Genomic DNA, 14,101 nt, shown 5'->3' with positions numbered 1-14,101 from the left:
GGTTGGTGCGAGAAGGGCTCAGACTCCGCTGCGAGCCTTGGTGCGGGCGTTGCGCCGCTTGAGTGCGCGCCGCTCGTCCTCGCTCATACCACCCCACACGCCGGCGTCCTGTCCGGACTCCAATGCCCAGGTGAGGCACTCGGTGGTCACCGGACAACGATTACAGACGAGCTTCGCGTCAGCGATCTGAGTGAGCGCCGGCCCACTGTTCCCCACCGGGAAGAACAGCTCCGGATCTTCATCGCGACAGACCGCCTTGTGGCGCCAATCCATTGATTCAACTCCTCGTCAAATACGTCCCGTGTGCGCAGCACAGCGCACGGATTTTTCTTCGGCTGTTTAACGCGTGCACATTGAATGTTTCTGCAACGTTGCTTCGATGCTTTCACAGGCTGGACAGATGTCAATACTCGCGAGTTAACAAGTGCGCAATGTCACTAGACCGGTGGCTTCGCACTCCGCTCATTCGTCTGTACTAGACTCGATCCAACTGCGCCTAGAATCGTACGCCGCGGGCATATCACCGCAGGTCAGCGGCGTTCTCCGGCGGCGGTGCCAGTACGCCGAGCGCGTCGGGAACGGCAGTGAACGTCATCGAGTCACGCAACCCCACGTAATCGCCGTCGATCTGGCAGGCGACCGGTGCATCGCTGGTCACCTGTAGCCACGGCAGGTCGTCGTCGCGGATCAGGTGCTTGGCTTCGATGCGGGGTTTCTTCGCCAGCATCCGGCGCACCAAGCCCAGATTCGCCCACACATTCATGCTGGTGGTGGCGAAAACGCCCAGGCCGGTCTCGAACGTCGTCATCGGGTTGGTCCACACCGGCCTGGCGTTGACGTAAGTCCAGGGGCTGGCGTTGGACACGAATGCGAAGTGGACTCCGCGGACCGGGTCGCGACCGGGCAGATGCAACGTCAGCGACGGTTCCTTGCGGGCGCTGGCCAGCACCTCCCGGATGGCGACGCGCACATAGCGGGAGGCGGTCACCTTGCGGCCCTTCGCGCGCTGCGCCTCGACGGCCGCCACCACATCGCCGTCCACCCCCATGCCGGCCGTGAACACCCCCCAGCGTTCCCCGCAGTCCATGAGCCCGATGCGCCGCCAGACCTTGCGGCGGCGGTACCCCGACAACAGGTCGATCAGCTGATTGGTCGCCTCGATGGGATCCGCGCTGATGCCGAGGGCGCGCGCGAACACGTTGGCCGAGCCGCCGGGCACCACGCCGACGGCCGGCGCGGCGGCCCCGGGACCGCCGATCTCGAGAATGCCGTTGACCACCTCGTTCACCGTGCCGTCGCCTCCGTGCACGATCAGCACGTCGACTCCGTCGCGCGCCGAGTCGCGAGCGATCTCGATCGCGTGTCCGCGGTGATCGGTATGGACGACGGTGAGCTTCACCCGGCTTTCGAGCGCGTGCGCCAACAGGTCGCGCCCGGCCGGAGTCGTCGAGGTGGCATTCGGATTCACGATCAGCACGGCGCGCACGAGGGTCGAGCCTAACCGGCCACGGTTTAGGCTCGGGGGCGTGACCGTTCCCTCTCCGACGACGGTGCGCCAGGCCGCTGTCCTCGTCGCTTTGGAGGGTGCCGCCGCGCTGGTGGCGGCGTTGGTCTACGTCGTCAGCGGGTTCGGTAGGGCCGAGGAGTCCGGGCTCAACAAGTACGGAACCGCGCTGTGGTTCGCGCTCATGGGCGCGGGCGTGCTCGCCGCGGCCTGGGCACTGTGGACCGGGCGGCGGTGGGGTCGCGGGATCGCGGTGTTCGCACAACTGCTTCTGCTGCCGGTGGTCTATTACATGGGTGTGGGCTCACACCAGTGGCTCTACGCCGCCCCCATCGGCGTGGTGGCGGTGGTGACGCTGATACTGCTGTTCAGCCCGTCGACGCTGCAGTGGGTGGGCGCTCAGGGTGACTCTGCGGCCAGCGCCGACAACTCGGGTCCCGAGACTCGGTAGGTGATCCAGTCGGTCTGCTGCTTGCCGCCGACGGCGTCGTAGAGCGCGATCGCGTTGACGTTCCAGTCCAGCACCGCCCACGACAGCCGGCTGTATCCGTGCGCGACGCACTCACCGGCCAGCGTGGCCAGCAGCTTGCGGGCCAGTCCGCGCCTGCGGAATTGCGGGCGCACGTACAGGTCTTCCAGATAGATACCGCCGACGCCGTCCCACGTGGAAAAGTTGCAGAACCACAGCGCGCCCGCGGCCGCCTGCCCGTCGACCTCGACGATATGGCCGTACACCGTCGCCGGCTCGGTGAAAAGCGCTCGGCGCAACTGGTCTTCGGTGACGGTGCACTCGCGTGCGGCGTGTTCGAACTCGGCGAGCTCGTGGACCATCGCGGTCAATTCCAGCTCGTCACCCGGCTGCACCCGGCGTATCACCTCGGTCACGGCGGGACACCCAGAGCAGTGAGGATCGTCGTGAATTTCGTTGTGGTCTCCTCGACTTCGTCGTCGGGATCGGATTCGGCGACGATGCCGCCACCGGCATAGGCTTCGGCCGTGCGGCGATCGGCCGACAGTTGAGCACAGCGGATCGACACCACCCAGCGGCCGTCACCGCGCTGATCGCACCAGCCGACGGCGCCGGCGTAGAAGCCGCGGTCGCCTTCGAGTTCGGCTATCAGGGCGACCGCATCGGCTGTGGGCACACCACCGACCGCCGGCGTCGGGTGCAGTGCGATCGCCAAATCCAATGCGGTGATGTTTCTTTCGCGGATCTTGCCGGTGATGCGGGTGGCCAGGTGCCAGACGGCGTCGGTCTTTCGCAGCACCGGTTCGGCCGCGACGTGGAGATCTGCGCACAGCGGTTCGAGCGCATCGCGGATCGTGTCGACCACGAACTGGTGCTCGCGAAGATTCTTGGCCGACGCGGCCAGCGCGGCGCCGTTCGCCTCGTCGGTGTCCGGATCCGGGGAGCGCGGCGCCGATCCCGCGAACGGCGCGCACAGGACTTGGTCGCCGCGGCGGGCCACCAGCAGTTCCGGGCTCGCGCCCACCAGCATCGTCCCCGAGTAACCACCGCCCGCCGCGGTCAGATCGGCGAGGTAGCCGTTGGCGAGCGGATCGGCGGTGACGAGTCGGTGCAGGACGGTGCGCGCATCCAGTGGGCGCTGGGCGGCCAATCGCAGCGCGCGGGCCAGCACGACTTTGTGCAGCCCGCTCGACGGGTTGTTCAGCCGGTCCACCGTGGCGGCGACCCGCGCGCGATGTTCGTCGGGGTCCGGCAGCAACTCGGCGATCCGCACGTCCGGCAGCTCACGTAGCGGCCAGTCCGGCAGCGCGTCGAGGAACTGAACGCTCTGCGGCCGGATCAGCGCTGCCGGCTTGGTCATGTCAAAAGGCAACGCGCCCACGATGATCGGAGCGCTGTGCGACGCCAGCGCGGCGCGCGCATCGCCGACTTTCGGGAAAGCGGTGTGTACGCCGTCCGCGACGACGGCGCCGCGGGATGCCAGGACGAAGGACGGCTCGCGAGTCACCGTGGTTTACACGGATCTCGATGGCCGGTCAGTCCCTGCGCGATGATCTGACGCACCGCGTGTTCGAACCCGAGCACCGCGATCGCCGCGGGCGCCATCGCGAACCGGATGCCGTCGGGGACCGGCAACTCCAGCCACCGCGCGATCACCGAGCGGGAGAAGTGCGCGTGCCCGACGAACACCACATCGCGCGAGCGCAGGCGCCTCAGCGCCAACTCGACGGCGCCGTCGGCGCGTTGGGTGATCGCGTCGATGCTCTCGCCGCCGTCGGCGCCGTGGGTCCAGATCAGCCAGTCCGGAACCGTCTGGCGGATCTGCGGCGTCGTCAAACCCTCGTACCGGCCGTAGTCCCACTCCTGCACGAGCGGGGTCACCTCGTCGACGGTCAGCCCGGCCAGTTGGGCGGTGTCCCTGGCACGTCGCATCGGACTGCACAGCACGAGGGGATTGTCGAGTTGGAGTTCGGCCAGCGCTTCGGCGGCCAGCTTGGCACGCTCTCGGCCCGTATCGGTGAGCTCGAGGTCGGTGTGGCTGGTGTGCCGGCCGTTCTTCGACCACTCCGTCTCGCCGTGACGAAGCAGGATCAGGCGGTGCTCCAGAAGGGCCACGCCGACTGATTCTGCCGCACGGCGCGGCGCGGTGTACCCGCCCGTGCAACGATGGGCACCGTGACGCGGGTACTTGTGGTCGCCAATCAAAAGGGTGGGGTAGCCAAGACGACGACGGTGGCGTCGTTGGGTGCGGCGATGGTGGAGAACGGTCAGCGGGTGTTACTCGTCGACCTCGACCCGCAAGGGTGTCTGACGTTCTCGCTCGGCCAGGATCCCGACAAGCTGCCGGTGTCCATCCACGAGGTGCTGCTCGGCGAGGTCGAACCGGAGGCAGCCCTGGTCGACACGGCAGAGGGAATGACCCTGCTGCCCGCCAACATCGACCTGGCCGGCGCCGAGGCGATGTTGCTGATGCGCGCCGGGCGCGAATACGCGCTCAAGCGCGCGCTGGCCAAGATCAGCGACCGGTTCGACGTGGTGATCGTCGACTGCCCGCCGTCGCTCGGCGTGCTCACGCTCAACGGGCTGACGGCCGCCGACGATGTGATCGTGCCGTTGCAGTGTGAAACGCTGGCGCACCGCGGCGTCGGGCAGTTCCTGCGCACCATCGCCGACGTCCAGGCGATCACGAACCCCGATCTGAACCTGCTGGGTGCGCTGCCGACGCTGTACGACTCGCGCACGACGCACAGCCGCGACGTGTTGCTCGACGTCGCCGACCGCTACGACCTGCCGGTGCTGGCGCCGCCGATCCCGCGCACGGTGCGGTTCGCCGAGGCCAGCGCGTCGGGCGCGTCGGTGTTGGCCAGCCGCAAGAACAAGGGTGCGGGCGCCTATCGCGAGTTGGCGACCGAGCTGCTCAAGCACTGGAAGAGCGGCAAGCCGATGCCGACGTTCGCCCCGGAGATCTAGCGATTTGGGTGCGTAACCGATCGCTGCGCGACTGGTTTCGCACCCAAGTCGCTCAGCCGCCGAGCGCCACGACCTGGTCCCCGCGCTGCTCGAGCAGCGTCGAGCCGGCGACCGCGGGCACCACCGGCGCCGAACTCGACGGCCGCGTCACCGGAATGTGGCGTTCGCCCTGGCCGGTTTCGGGGTCGAACACGTCGTAGCCGCCGGTGACGGGCACCAGCAGCCGTCCCGCCATGATCGTCGCCGGACCCAGCGGAACGTTGCGGGCCGCGGCCGCGACGGTGTACTTGTAGCCAAGTCCGTTGGCGGAGAACACCATTACGCTGTCACCGGTCCACCAGGTGATCAGGTCGCCCACCCGCGACATCGTGGCTTGCGGCGACGGCGGGTTGGCCAACCCGGTGCTGGCGATCATGTCGCCTGTCTCGTCGACGATGTTCACCGCGGGTTTGGGCGTCGGCACGTAGACGGCGGTCGTGGTGTCGGCGACGGCCACCACCCGCGCGTCCGAATCCGACGCAACGCCCGGCTGCGGCACGTACTTCAAGTCGGGAGTGTCCTCCTCGTCGGAGGGCCGCAACAGCGTGAGGCGCAGATCGGGTTGCCGTGGGCACGCCTCGAGCACCGACACCGCGCTCGAACTCGCCTGCGCCGACACCAACCGGCACAGCGGCATCGTGGGGACGTCCGGCTTGATGCGGGCATCGAGGGCGCCGTAGCTGATCATCCGCACCATGTCGGAGCGCCACAGCTCCAGCCGATTCTGGCCCGCCGAGAGCACGGTGGTGCCGTCGGAGGTCAACGTCACCTCGGCGTCGGCGTATGAGGTGCGGGCCGACCCGCGCGTGCCGGTTTTGGCGTCGATGGTGCTGACTTGGCCACATCCGCGCGTGTCGGGATAGACCGCCACCGCGTACTGGTAGACGTAGCTCACTCCGCACAGGTCGAGATCACGCGCATAGGTCCACAGCGTGTTTCCCGTCGCGGGATCACGGCCCTGCACCGTTTGGCCGTCGCCGGTCACCACGGCACCCCCGACGACCAGCGGCATCGTCGTGCGCCCGCTGGGCGCGGTCCACAACTCGTGCAGCGACTGCGGAACCGTCTTCGCGGGAGTCAGGGCCGGAACCGGGGCGGCCGCGGGCCTGCTGATCGTGGCCCGCGCGTCGCTGACCCACCAGACCAACCCGGCGGCCACCGCAACCACCACGCCTATCGCAAGAGCCACCAGCACATCGGTTCGGGTGCGGCGTTCGGGTTTGACCATCGCGTGGGCGGCGCCTGGCTAGCCGGTGCCGGCCGCGGCCTTGCGTGGCCGGCGACGGCGCCTGCGCTTGGCCGGTCCCGCGTCGCCGGAACCTTCGTCGGCATCGCCCGTGCCCTGCTCGGGCGACGTCGTCGCTTCGGGATGCCCGGTGACCGGCTTGCCCCCGCGCGTGCGGCGACGTGTCCGGTTGCTGCTGCGAGCGGGACGGTCGACCGTTTTGTCCGCCTGGGCGCGCTTGCTTCGCACCTTGGCGGGCTCGCCGACGGTTCCGGTGGCATCGGTGGGGATGCCCAGCTCGCTGTAGAGGTGCGGCGAACTGGAGTACGTCTCGGCCGGATCTGGGCAGCCGAGGTTCAGCGCCTTGTCGATCATGGCCCAGCGCGCGAGCTCGTCCCAGTCGACGAGGGTGACCGCGACGCCGGTCTTACCGGCCCGCCCGGTGCGCCCGATGCGGTGCACGTAGGCCTGCTCGTCCTCGGGGATCTGGTAGTTGATCACATGGGTGACGTCGTCGATGTCGATGCCGCGGGCGGCGACGTCGGTGGCCACGAGTACGTCGATTCCGCCAGTGCGGAACGCCTTGAGTGCCTTCTCGCGTGCGCTCTGGCCGAGGTCTCCGTGCACGGCGCCGACCTTGAACCCGCGCTCGGCGAGCTCGTCGGAGACCTTCTGCGCAGTGCGCTTGGTGCGGGTGAAGATCATCGTGGCGCCACGGCCCTCGGCCTGCAGCACGCGGCTGACCAGCTCGACCTTGTCCAGCGCGTGGGCCCGGTAGGCGAACTGCTCGGTGGTGTCGTGGGTGGCCGCCGAGTGCGGGGCCTCGGCCCGGATGTGAGTGGGCTGGTTCATGAAGGTCCGGGCCAGCGTGATGATCGGGTCGGGCATCGTGGCCGAGAACAGCATCGAGTGCCTGCTGTCGGGAATCTGGCGCAGAATCCGCTCGATATCGGGCAGGAAGCCCAGGTCGAGCATCTCGTCGGCCTCGTCGAGCACCAGCATGGAAAGACCACCCAGTTTCAGGTGGCCCTGCTGGGCGAGGTCGAGCAGCCGGCCGGGCGTGCCGACGACGACGTCGACGCCCTTCTCCAGCGCCTCGATCTGTCCCTCGTACGGCCGTCCACCGTAGATCGAGGTGACCGACAGCTTGCGGTCGGGCGGGTCTGAAGACGGTCCGCCTCCGACGGTGAGATACTTCGCTGCCATCGCCAGGTCGCCGTAGACCTGAAGACACAGCTCGCGGGTCGGCACGACCACCAGCGCGCGTGGCACGCCGGTCAAGGGGCGGTCGGGATCGGTCGTGATCCGCTGCAGCAGCGGCACACCGAAGGCAAGCGTCTTGCCCATACCGGTGCGGGCCTGGCCGATCAGATCGTCGCCGGCCAGGGCCATCGGCAGGGTCAGCTCTTGAATAGCAAACGGGTGGTGCTTACCGTCCTCGGCGAGGGCGCGCACTATTTCGTCGCGAACTCCGAGTTCAGCAAATGTGGGATTGAGATGCGTCATACGCGAAAACGAGGCCTTTCACTTGTCGTCCTCATGGGCTTCCACGCGCGCACGAGTTCGACGAAATGATGGCCGGTGAAGACCAGAGCCCTGCACTGAGGTAGGCGGGCCGACTGCGTGCACGCACATTTCCTGGGCCGTGGCGGGCGTTCCGAATGCCTTTCCCGATACACGGCCCGGACCCATCATACCTGGCCGGGTTCGCCCGACGGGCGAGGTGCGTGGCGACGTTTAGAGTTGGCCGTATGAATGCGACGCCACCGGCACCCGGGCGGACCGACTCGGCCAGTCCGGGTATCGAGCCAGGGGTGTCGGCCGACCATCCCGGCGTGAACGAACTGTTCTCGCTGCTGGCCTACGGGGAGGTGGCGGCGTTCTACCGGCTCACCGACGAGGCGCGCATGGCGCCGAACCTTGGCGGGCGCATCAACATGGCGTGCATGGCTGCCGCCGAGATGAACCACTACCTGGTGCTGCGCGACGCACTCGAGGGCCGGGGAGTGGACGTCGTACCTGCGATGACGAAATACGCGTCAGCCCTTGAGAATTACCATCGGCTGACCACCCCGAGTACCTGGCTCGAGGCGTTGGTCAAGACCTATGTCGGCGACGCTCTCGCCGCGGACTTCTACCTCGAGATCGCGCACGCCATGCCCGATGAGGTCGCCGACGTGGTGCGTGCGGTGCTGTCGGAGACCGCCCACTCGCAGTTCGTCGTCGCCGAGGTGCGTGCGGCGGTGACGGCCAGCGACAAACAGCGGCATCGGCTCGCCCTGTGGTCACGGCGGCTGCTCGGTGAGGCGATCACCCAGGCGCAGTTCGTGCTGGCCGACCACGATGAGCTCGTGGATCTGGTGTTGGCGAGCGGCGAGGGGTTGACGCAGATGACCGAGTTCTTCGCCCGGCTGCAGCACACGCACGCCTCCCGCATGCAGGAGTTGGGCCTGGCGTGACGCGATCGCCCGAGCCCGCTATCGGGTGCAGGTGGCGATCATCGAGTTGTTGTTCTGCGCGGCGATCAGCGTGCCCGCCGCATCGAGGATGCTGCAGTTGAGCTGGCCGGCGACGCTGGTCGCGGTGACCGACTTGAGCTCCACGCCGGGGTCGAGGATCACCTGTTTGACCCACGGCAGCGCGACGTTGACGTCGGTCCTCAGCGCGCCCTGTCCATCGGTGTAGATCACCGTCACCAGATCGAGCAGCTGGCGGTTGCCCGTCACCCGGTAGGTGAAGGTGCGCGGGGACGGTGGCGGGGGCGGCGGGACGGCGGCCGGCGGCGTCGTACTGGGTGGTGGCGTCACTTCGGCGGTGGGGCTGACGGTCGTGACCGTCTCCGGCGGCAGTGAGGGCACGATCGGCGCAGACGTGCCCGCGGCGCGTGGTGCGCTGGTGGTGGCCGGCGCGCTCGACGGCGCGGGCGCCTCGGACGTCGCGGTGGCGGACACCGAACCGCTGTCGCCGCCGCCCAGGATGATGCCGGTGGTGCCGATCGCGATGAACAGGATGGCGCCGGCGATTCCGGCCACCCACATCCAGCGCCGGTCGATGCGCTCCTCGTCGAACCGCTGCTCGTAATCGTCGTAATCGTCGTCGTAGTCGCGGTATTCCTCGGGTTCTTGCTCCCCGGGGTACTCGTAGTCGAGGTCCTCCGCGGGCGGATCGGAGTATCCGGGGTAGCTGGGAATCCGCTCCGTCGGGGCCAGCGAATACGGTGAGTGCGCGGTATGTGACCTGTTCATGTGGGCTTTCCCAGTCGTCTTAACCATTGCCGCGCCTGATGCTATCGAGGCGCAAGTGACAGATGAGGTTCACCGGCTGGTGTGTTGATTACGGTCCGGACTCGGTTCGGTCGCCGATTGTCTCGAAGCTTCGCTGACCGCGAAGTCACCGGCGCGGAGCGAGCGGTGCGCCGTCCACTAGCCTTGCCTCAAGTACTTCGATGCGACGGAAGGACCATGGCGTGGAGGTCAAGATCGGTGTCACGGACAGCCCGCGCGAGCTGAGCTTCAACAGCGCGCAGACACCAAGCGAGGTGGAGCAGTTGTTCACGGACGCGCTGGCCAAGGACTCGGGCGTGCTGGCCCTCACCGACGAGAAGGGCCGGCGTTTCCTGGTGCAGACGTCCAAGATCGCCTACGTGGAGATCGGCGCCGCCGATGTGCGGCGCGTCGGTTTCGGGGTCGGGCTCGGGGCTAAGACCGGGTAAGCGGGACGTGTGACAGGCCGCCCCAGGCGAACTGCACGGTGCCCTCGACCGCGTCGTCCTTGGAGATCGGCCGGTCGTTGTTGAGCCAGTAGCGCGCGGAGTCCACGCTGATCGCGACCAGACCGACCGCGATCATCCTGGCGCGGTGCGCCTCCAGCCCCGAATCGCGGCTGATCAGGTCGAACACCGCGTCGGTGCACGCCTCGGTGGCCACTTTCACCTGTGCGGCGACCTTCGGTTCGTTCACATAGTCGTTCTCGAAGATCAGGCGGTAGCCCTGGCTGTCGTGCTCGATGAAGTCGAAGAACGCCTGGACCGCGGCACGCAGCCGCTGACGGTTGTCGGTGGTGGTGCGCAGCGCCTGGCGCACACCGGAGACCAGGTTTTCGACATGCCTGGCAAGCACCGCCAGGTACAGCTCCAACTTCGACGAGAAGTGTTGGTAGAGAACCGGTTTGCTCACACCGGCACGCTCGGCGATCTCGTCCATCCCCGCCGCGTGGTAGCCGCGGTCGACGAAAACCTTGCTCGCAGCGCCCAGTAGCTGACCGCGGCGCTCATCGCGCGGCAGCCTGCCGCCCCGACGGTTCAAGGCTTCGCCGCTGCCCGGCTGCGCGCCTCTCCTCGCGGCGGTGTCGGCGAGCTCGCTCATCGCATCCTTCGTCCGGGGTCATCTGGGTCAGGTTTTCGCAATGACATTACTACCGTCGGCGAAGCGTGCAGCTGAGGCGCGGCTCACAGTGCCCGCGACGATCGCGGGCGTGCCGGAAGTAGGAGGGCTCTGACCTGTGTCATCCTGTTGCGGTGACCTACGACTCCCGCACGCTAGGAGGAGAAATGGGTCTGGAGCATCGCGGGGGTGGTCGCGTGCCCGCGCTGCGCAACGAGTGGCGCGAGCCGCTCCGCGCCCAGCGCGACCCCCTCACGGAGAGTTCGGGACGGCCCAGGTCCAACCGCGACGAGCGCCGCGGGTTGCGCAAACAGACGTGGCTGGGCCGTTTCATCTCCACCTACGGCTGGCGGGCATACGCGCTCCCGGTTCTGGTCGTGCTGACCGCGGTCGTCGTCTACCAGACGATCACCGGGACCAGCGCGCCCGCACCCAAGCAGGCCGAAGGTCCGGTCCAGGGGCCACCGACGATCGGGGTGGCGAGCACGGCGATCATCGGCGCGCCACCGAAGGGACTGACGCAGTTCGACGCCAACCTGCCGACCGGGATCCTGCCGCAGGGCGGTCCGTTCACCGAGGCCGGAGCCAAGACGTGGCACGTCGTACCGGGCGGCACTCCGCAAGTCGGTCAGGGCACCGCGAAGGCGTTCACCTACACCGTCGAGGTGGAGGACGGCATCGACACCACGACGTTCGGCGGTGACGAGGCGTTCGCCCGCATGGTCACCGAAACCCTGGCCAATCCCAAGAGCTGGACGCACAATCCACAGTTCGCATTCACCCGCCTCGACGCGGCGTCCGGGGTCGAGCCCGACTTCCGGGTGTCGTTGAGCACGCCGATGACGGTGCGCGAGGGGTGCGGCTACGACATCCAGCTGGAGGCGTCCTGCTACAACCCGGCCTACCGTGACGGGCAGCCGCGCGTGTTCATCAACGAGGCTCGCTGGGTGCGCGGCGCGGTCCCGTTCCAGGGCGACGTCGGCTCCTATCGCCAATACCTCGTCAACCACGAGGTCGGCCACGCGATCGGCTATCAGCGGCACGAGCCGTGCGGCGGCGACGACGAACTGGCGCCGGTGATGATGCAGCAGACGTTTTCGACCAGCAACAACGACGCCGCTCGGTTCGACCCGCAGTCGGTGCAGCCGGACAACCACACCTGCAAACCGAACCCCTGGCCGTACCCTATCGCCTGATCGCTGCCCCCTTTCTTCGCGAGCGTGCGCGCCTGCACGCGACACGCCGCCGTTTTTCAGCCTTTTGCGCACACTCGCCGGCGCCGTGGCCCCACGCGCAGCTGGGGACGTGCGGGAAGCGTCGGCGTCTCGTTGTTGTTGAACGTCGCAACTGCTGAGATGGTCAGAGACGTAGCGTCAAGCTGCAACGTCAAGGTGAGACAAGGAGAAACACGGTGTCGACACCGTTGCCGCCGCTGGTGGAACCGGCGGCCGAACTCACCCGCGAGGAGGTGGCGCGTTACAGCCGTCACCTCATCATTCCGGACTTCGGTCTGGACGGGCAGAAGCGGCTGAAGAACGCCCGCGTGCTGGTGATCGGGGCGGGCGGACTCGGTTCACCGACGCTCTTGTACCTGGCCGCCGCCGGCGTCGGGACGATCGGGATTGTCGAGTTCGATGTGGTCGACGAGTCGAACCTGCAGCGCCAGATCATCCACGGCGTGTCCGACATCGGCCGCGCCAAGGCCGAGAGCGCCCGTGACTCGATTCGCGCCGTCAACCCGCTGGTTGATGTGCGGTTGCACCAGTTCCGGCTCGAGGCCGACAACGCGGTCCAGTTGTTCGCGCAGTACGACCTGATCCTGGACGGAACCGACAACTTCGCGACGCGCTACCTGGTCAACGACGCCGCAGTGCTGGCCCACAAGCCTTACGTGTGGGGGTCCATCTACCGGTTCGAGGGCCAGATCTCGGTGTTCTGGGAGGACGCCCCCGACGCGCCGGATGGTGAAAAGCGGGGCCTGAACTACCGGGATCTGTACCCGGAGCCGCCTCCGCCGGGAATGGTGCCGTCGTGCGCCGAGGGCGGGGTGCTCGGCATCCTGTGCTCCTCGGTTGCCTCGGTGATGGGCACCGAAGCCATCAAGCTGATCACCGGCACCGGGGAAAGCCTGCTGGGCCGTCTGATGGTCTACGACGCACTGGACATGACCTACCGCACCATCAAGATCCGCAAGGACCCCTCGACACCGAAGATCACCGAGCTCATCGACTACGAGGAGTTCTGCGGGGTGGTCTCCGACGCCGCCACCGAAGCCGCCGCCGACGCGACCATCACGCCGACGGAACTCAAGGAACTGTTGGACTCCGGAAAGCCGTTGGCGCTGATCGACGTCCGCGAACAGGTCGAGTGGGACATCAACCGCATCGAGGGCGCCGAGCTCATTCCGAAGGGCGCGTTCGAGTCGGGTGAGGCGCTGGCCAAGCTGCCCGTCGACCGGACGCCGGTGTTCTACTGCAAGACCGGTGTGCGCTCGGCGGAGGTCTTGGCCATCGCCAAGAAGGCGGGCTTCTCCGACGCGCTGCATGTGCAGGGCGGCATCGTCGCATGGGGCAGGCAACTCGAGCCCGACATGGTCATGTACTAACCGCTGGTTTGCCAGAACTCGGCTTACGCTGAGGTGGTGACTGTCGAACGGCCACCGGATCATGTGCTGGCCGCATTCGGTCTGACGGGTGTCGCACCGGTTCCGCTCGGGCCGGGTTGGGAAGGCGGCTGGCGTTGCGGCGAAGTCGTGGTGTCGATGGTCGCCGACCATGCCCGCGCCGCTTGGTCGGCCAAGGTGCGGGAGACGTTGTTCGTCGACGGGGTGCGGCTCGCGCGGCCGGTGCGCTCCACCGACGGACGGTATGTGGTGGCTGGGTGGCGCGCGGATACTTTCGTCGCCGGGACCCCGGAACCCCGCCATGACGAGGTGGTTTCGGCCGCAGTGCGGCTACACGAGGCGACGGCCAAACTCGAACGCCCGAGGTTCTTGACGCAGCCGCCGGTGGCGCCGTGGGCCGACGTCGACGTGTTCATCGCCGCCGACCGCGCCGCGTGGGAGGAACGCCCGCTGCATTCGTTGCCGCCCGGCGCCACGGTTTCCCCCGGCTCCGCCGATGGGGAGCGGTCGATCGAGTTGCTCAATCAACTTGCCGGCTTGCGCAGGCCGACGAAGAGCCCCAGCCAGTTGGTGCACGGCGACCTCTACGGCACGGTGCTCTTCTCCGGCACCGCCGCACCCGGTATCACCGACATCATCCCGTACTGGCGGCCCGCCTCGTGGGCGGCCGGTGTCGTCGTCGTCGACGCGCTGGCCTGGGGCGAGGCTGACGACGGGCTCATCGAACGTTGGAGTCCGTTACCCGAATGGCCACAGATGTTGTTGCGCGCGTTGATGTTCCGCATCGCCGTACATGCGCTTCACCCGCGGTCGACGGCGGCTGCGTTTCCCGGTCTGGCGCGCACGGCGGCGCTGGTCCGCCTGGTGCTGTGAACCCGGCATCCACGAA

The 14,101-nt window shown here is 67.8% G+C and carries 16 protein-coding genes; 7 read left to right on the top strand and 9 right to left on the bottom strand.

Translation table 11 applies throughout. The features are described 5' to 3' along the window. Positions 1 to 18: 18 nt before the first annotated feature. Both QGN32_RS05410 and QGN32_RS05405 read right to left on the bottom strand, forming a co-directional pair. Positions 19 to 273 (bottom strand): WhiB family transcriptional regulator, encoded by a 255-nt coding sequence (locus tag QGN32_RS05410; protein WP_326547618.1) that lies wholly within the window; start codon positions 271 to 273, stop codon positions 19 to 21. Positions 274 to 520: 247 nt separating this feature from the next. Further along, entirely contained in the window at positions 521 to 1,486 is a 966-nt protein-coding gene (locus tag QGN32_RS05405) for a diacylglycerol/lipid kinase family protein (protein ID WP_326547617.1), read from the bottom strand. A gap of 40 nt (positions 1,487 to 1,526) precedes the next feature. Here QGN32_RS05405 and QGN32_RS05400 point away from each other — a divergent pair, with 40 nt between their 5' ends. After that, positions 1,527 to 1,955: a hypothetical protein gene (locus tag QGN32_RS05400; protein WP_326547616.1), complete on the top strand. Its 429-nt coding sequence runs from the start codon at positions 1,527 to 1,529 to the stop codon at positions 1,953 to 1,955. Here QGN32_RS05400 and QGN32_RS05395 read toward each other — a convergent pair. From QGN32_RS05395 to QGN32_RS05385, 3 genes are read right to left on the bottom strand one after another with little or no spacing between them, the layout of a single operon-like run. Continuing rightward, on the bottom strand, positions 1,904 to 2,389 hold the full coding sequence (locus QGN32_RS05395; RefSeq protein ID WP_326547615.1) for a GNAT family N-acetyltransferase: 486 nt from the start codon (positions 2,387 to 2,389) through the stop codon (positions 1,904 to 1,906). The two genes, QGN32_RS05400 and QGN32_RS05395, sit on opposite strands and share 52 nt — an antisense overlap. Next, positions 2,386 to 3,480: an isochorismate synthase gene (locus QGN32_RS05390; RefSeq protein ID WP_326547614.1), complete on the bottom strand. Its 1,095-nt coding sequence runs from the start codon at positions 3,478 to 3,480 to the stop codon at positions 2,386 to 2,388. Before QGN32_RS05390 ends, QGN32_RS05395 begins: the two co-directional genes overlap by 4 nt. After that, complete coding sequence (locus QGN32_RS05385) at positions 3,477 to 4,088, bottom strand: acid phosphatase (protein WP_326547613.1); 612 nt, start codon at positions 4,086 to 4,088, stop codon at positions 3,477 to 3,479. The genes QGN32_RS05390 and QGN32_RS05385 overlap by 4 nt, the downstream gene beginning before the upstream one ends. A gap of 51 nt (positions 4,089 to 4,139) precedes the next feature. Between QGN32_RS05385 and QGN32_RS05380 the strand changes: the two genes are divergently transcribed. Further along, positions 4,140 to 4,943 carry a ParA family protein gene (locus QGN32_RS05380; protein WP_326547612.1) on the top strand — a complete coding sequence of 268 codons (804 nt, stop codon included), beginning with the start codon at positions 4,140 to 4,142 and terminating at the stop codon, positions 4,941 to 4,943. Positions 4,944 to 4,995: 52 nt separating this feature from the next. Here QGN32_RS05380 and QGN32_RS05375 read toward each other — a convergent pair whose 3' ends face one another. Both QGN32_RS05375 and QGN32_RS05370 read right to left on the bottom strand, forming a co-directional pair. Continuing rightward, on the bottom strand, positions 4,996 to 6,210 hold the full coding sequence (locus tag QGN32_RS05375) for an Rv3212 family protein (protein ID WP_326547611.1): 1,215 nt from the start codon (positions 6,208 to 6,210) through the stop codon (positions 4,996 to 4,998). A gap of 18 nt (positions 6,211 to 6,228) precedes the next feature. Further along, a complete protein-coding gene (locus QGN32_RS05370; protein WP_326547610.1) occupies positions 6,229 to 7,713 on the bottom strand; it encodes a DEAD/DEAH box helicase in 1,485 nt (494 codons plus the stop codon). Between the two features lie 245 nt (positions 7,714 to 7,958). Here QGN32_RS05370 and QGN32_RS05365 point away from each other — a divergent pair, with 245 nt between their 5' ends. Further along, positions 7,959 to 8,666 carry a ferritin-like fold-containing protein gene (locus QGN32_RS05365; RefSeq protein ID WP_326547609.1) on the top strand — a complete coding sequence of 236 codons (708 nt, stop codon included), beginning with the start codon at positions 7,959 to 7,961 and terminating at the stop codon, positions 8,664 to 8,666. 18 nt (positions 8,667 to 8,684) lie between these two features. Here the strand turns inward: QGN32_RS05365 and QGN32_RS05360 are convergent, their stop codons facing one another. Then, on the bottom strand, positions 8,685 to 9,452 hold the full coding sequence (locus QGN32_RS05360; protein ID WP_326547608.1) for a hypothetical protein: 768 nt from the start codon (positions 9,450 to 9,452) through the stop codon (positions 8,685 to 8,687). A gap of 221 nt (positions 9,453 to 9,673) precedes the next feature. On the opposite strand from QGN32_RS05360, the gene QGN32_RS05355 reads away from it, so the two are divergent. Beyond that, positions 9,674 to 9,919: a DUF3107 domain-containing protein gene (locus tag QGN32_RS05355; RefSeq protein WP_326547607.1), complete on the top strand. Its 246-nt coding sequence runs from the start codon at positions 9,674 to 9,676 to the stop codon at positions 9,917 to 9,919. On the opposite strand, the gene fasR is transcribed toward QGN32_RS05355, so the two are convergent. Next, positions 9,906 to 10,571, bottom strand: coding sequence for an HTH-type transcriptional activator FasR (fasR, locus tag QGN32_RS05350; protein ID WP_326547606.1), 666 nt, complete (start codon positions 10,569 to 10,571; stop codon positions 9,906 to 9,908). The genes QGN32_RS05355 and fasR overlap by 14 nt on opposite strands. 185 nt (positions 10,572 to 10,756) lie before the next feature. Between fasR and QGN32_RS05345 the strand changes: the two genes are divergently transcribed. From QGN32_RS05345 to QGN32_RS05335, 3 genes are all read left to right on the top strand, one after another. Then, positions 10,757 to 11,785 (top strand): DUF3152 domain-containing protein, encoded by a 1,029-nt coding sequence (locus QGN32_RS05345; RefSeq protein WP_326547605.1) that lies wholly within the window; start codon positions 10,757 to 10,759, stop codon positions 11,783 to 11,785. Positions 11,786 to 12,000: 215 nt separating this feature from the next. Then, positions 12,001 to 13,194 carry an adenylyltransferase/sulfurtransferase MoeZ gene (gene moeZ, locus QGN32_RS05340; protein WP_326547604.1) on the top strand — a complete coding sequence of 398 codons (1,194 nt, stop codon included), beginning with the start codon at positions 12,001 to 12,003 and terminating at the stop codon, positions 13,192 to 13,194. A 36-nt stretch (positions 13,195 to 13,230) separates the two neighbouring features. Next, the gene (locus tag QGN32_RS05335) at positions 13,231 to 14,085 is read left to right on the top strand and encodes a TIGR02569 family protein (RefSeq protein WP_326547603.1); all 855 of its coding nucleotides are present in this window, start codon (positions 13,231 to 13,233) and stop codon (positions 14,083 to 14,085) included. The last annotated feature ends 16 nt before the right edge of the window (positions 14,086 to 14,101 follow it).

Source organism: Mycolicibacterium sp. ND9-15 (assembly GCF_035918395.1).
GTDB lineage: Bacteria > Actinomycetota > Actinomycetes > Mycobacteriales > Mycobacteriaceae > Mycobacterium.
Note: the sequence above shows the minus strand (reverse complement) of the source record. Positions and strands in the feature narration are given on the sequence as shown.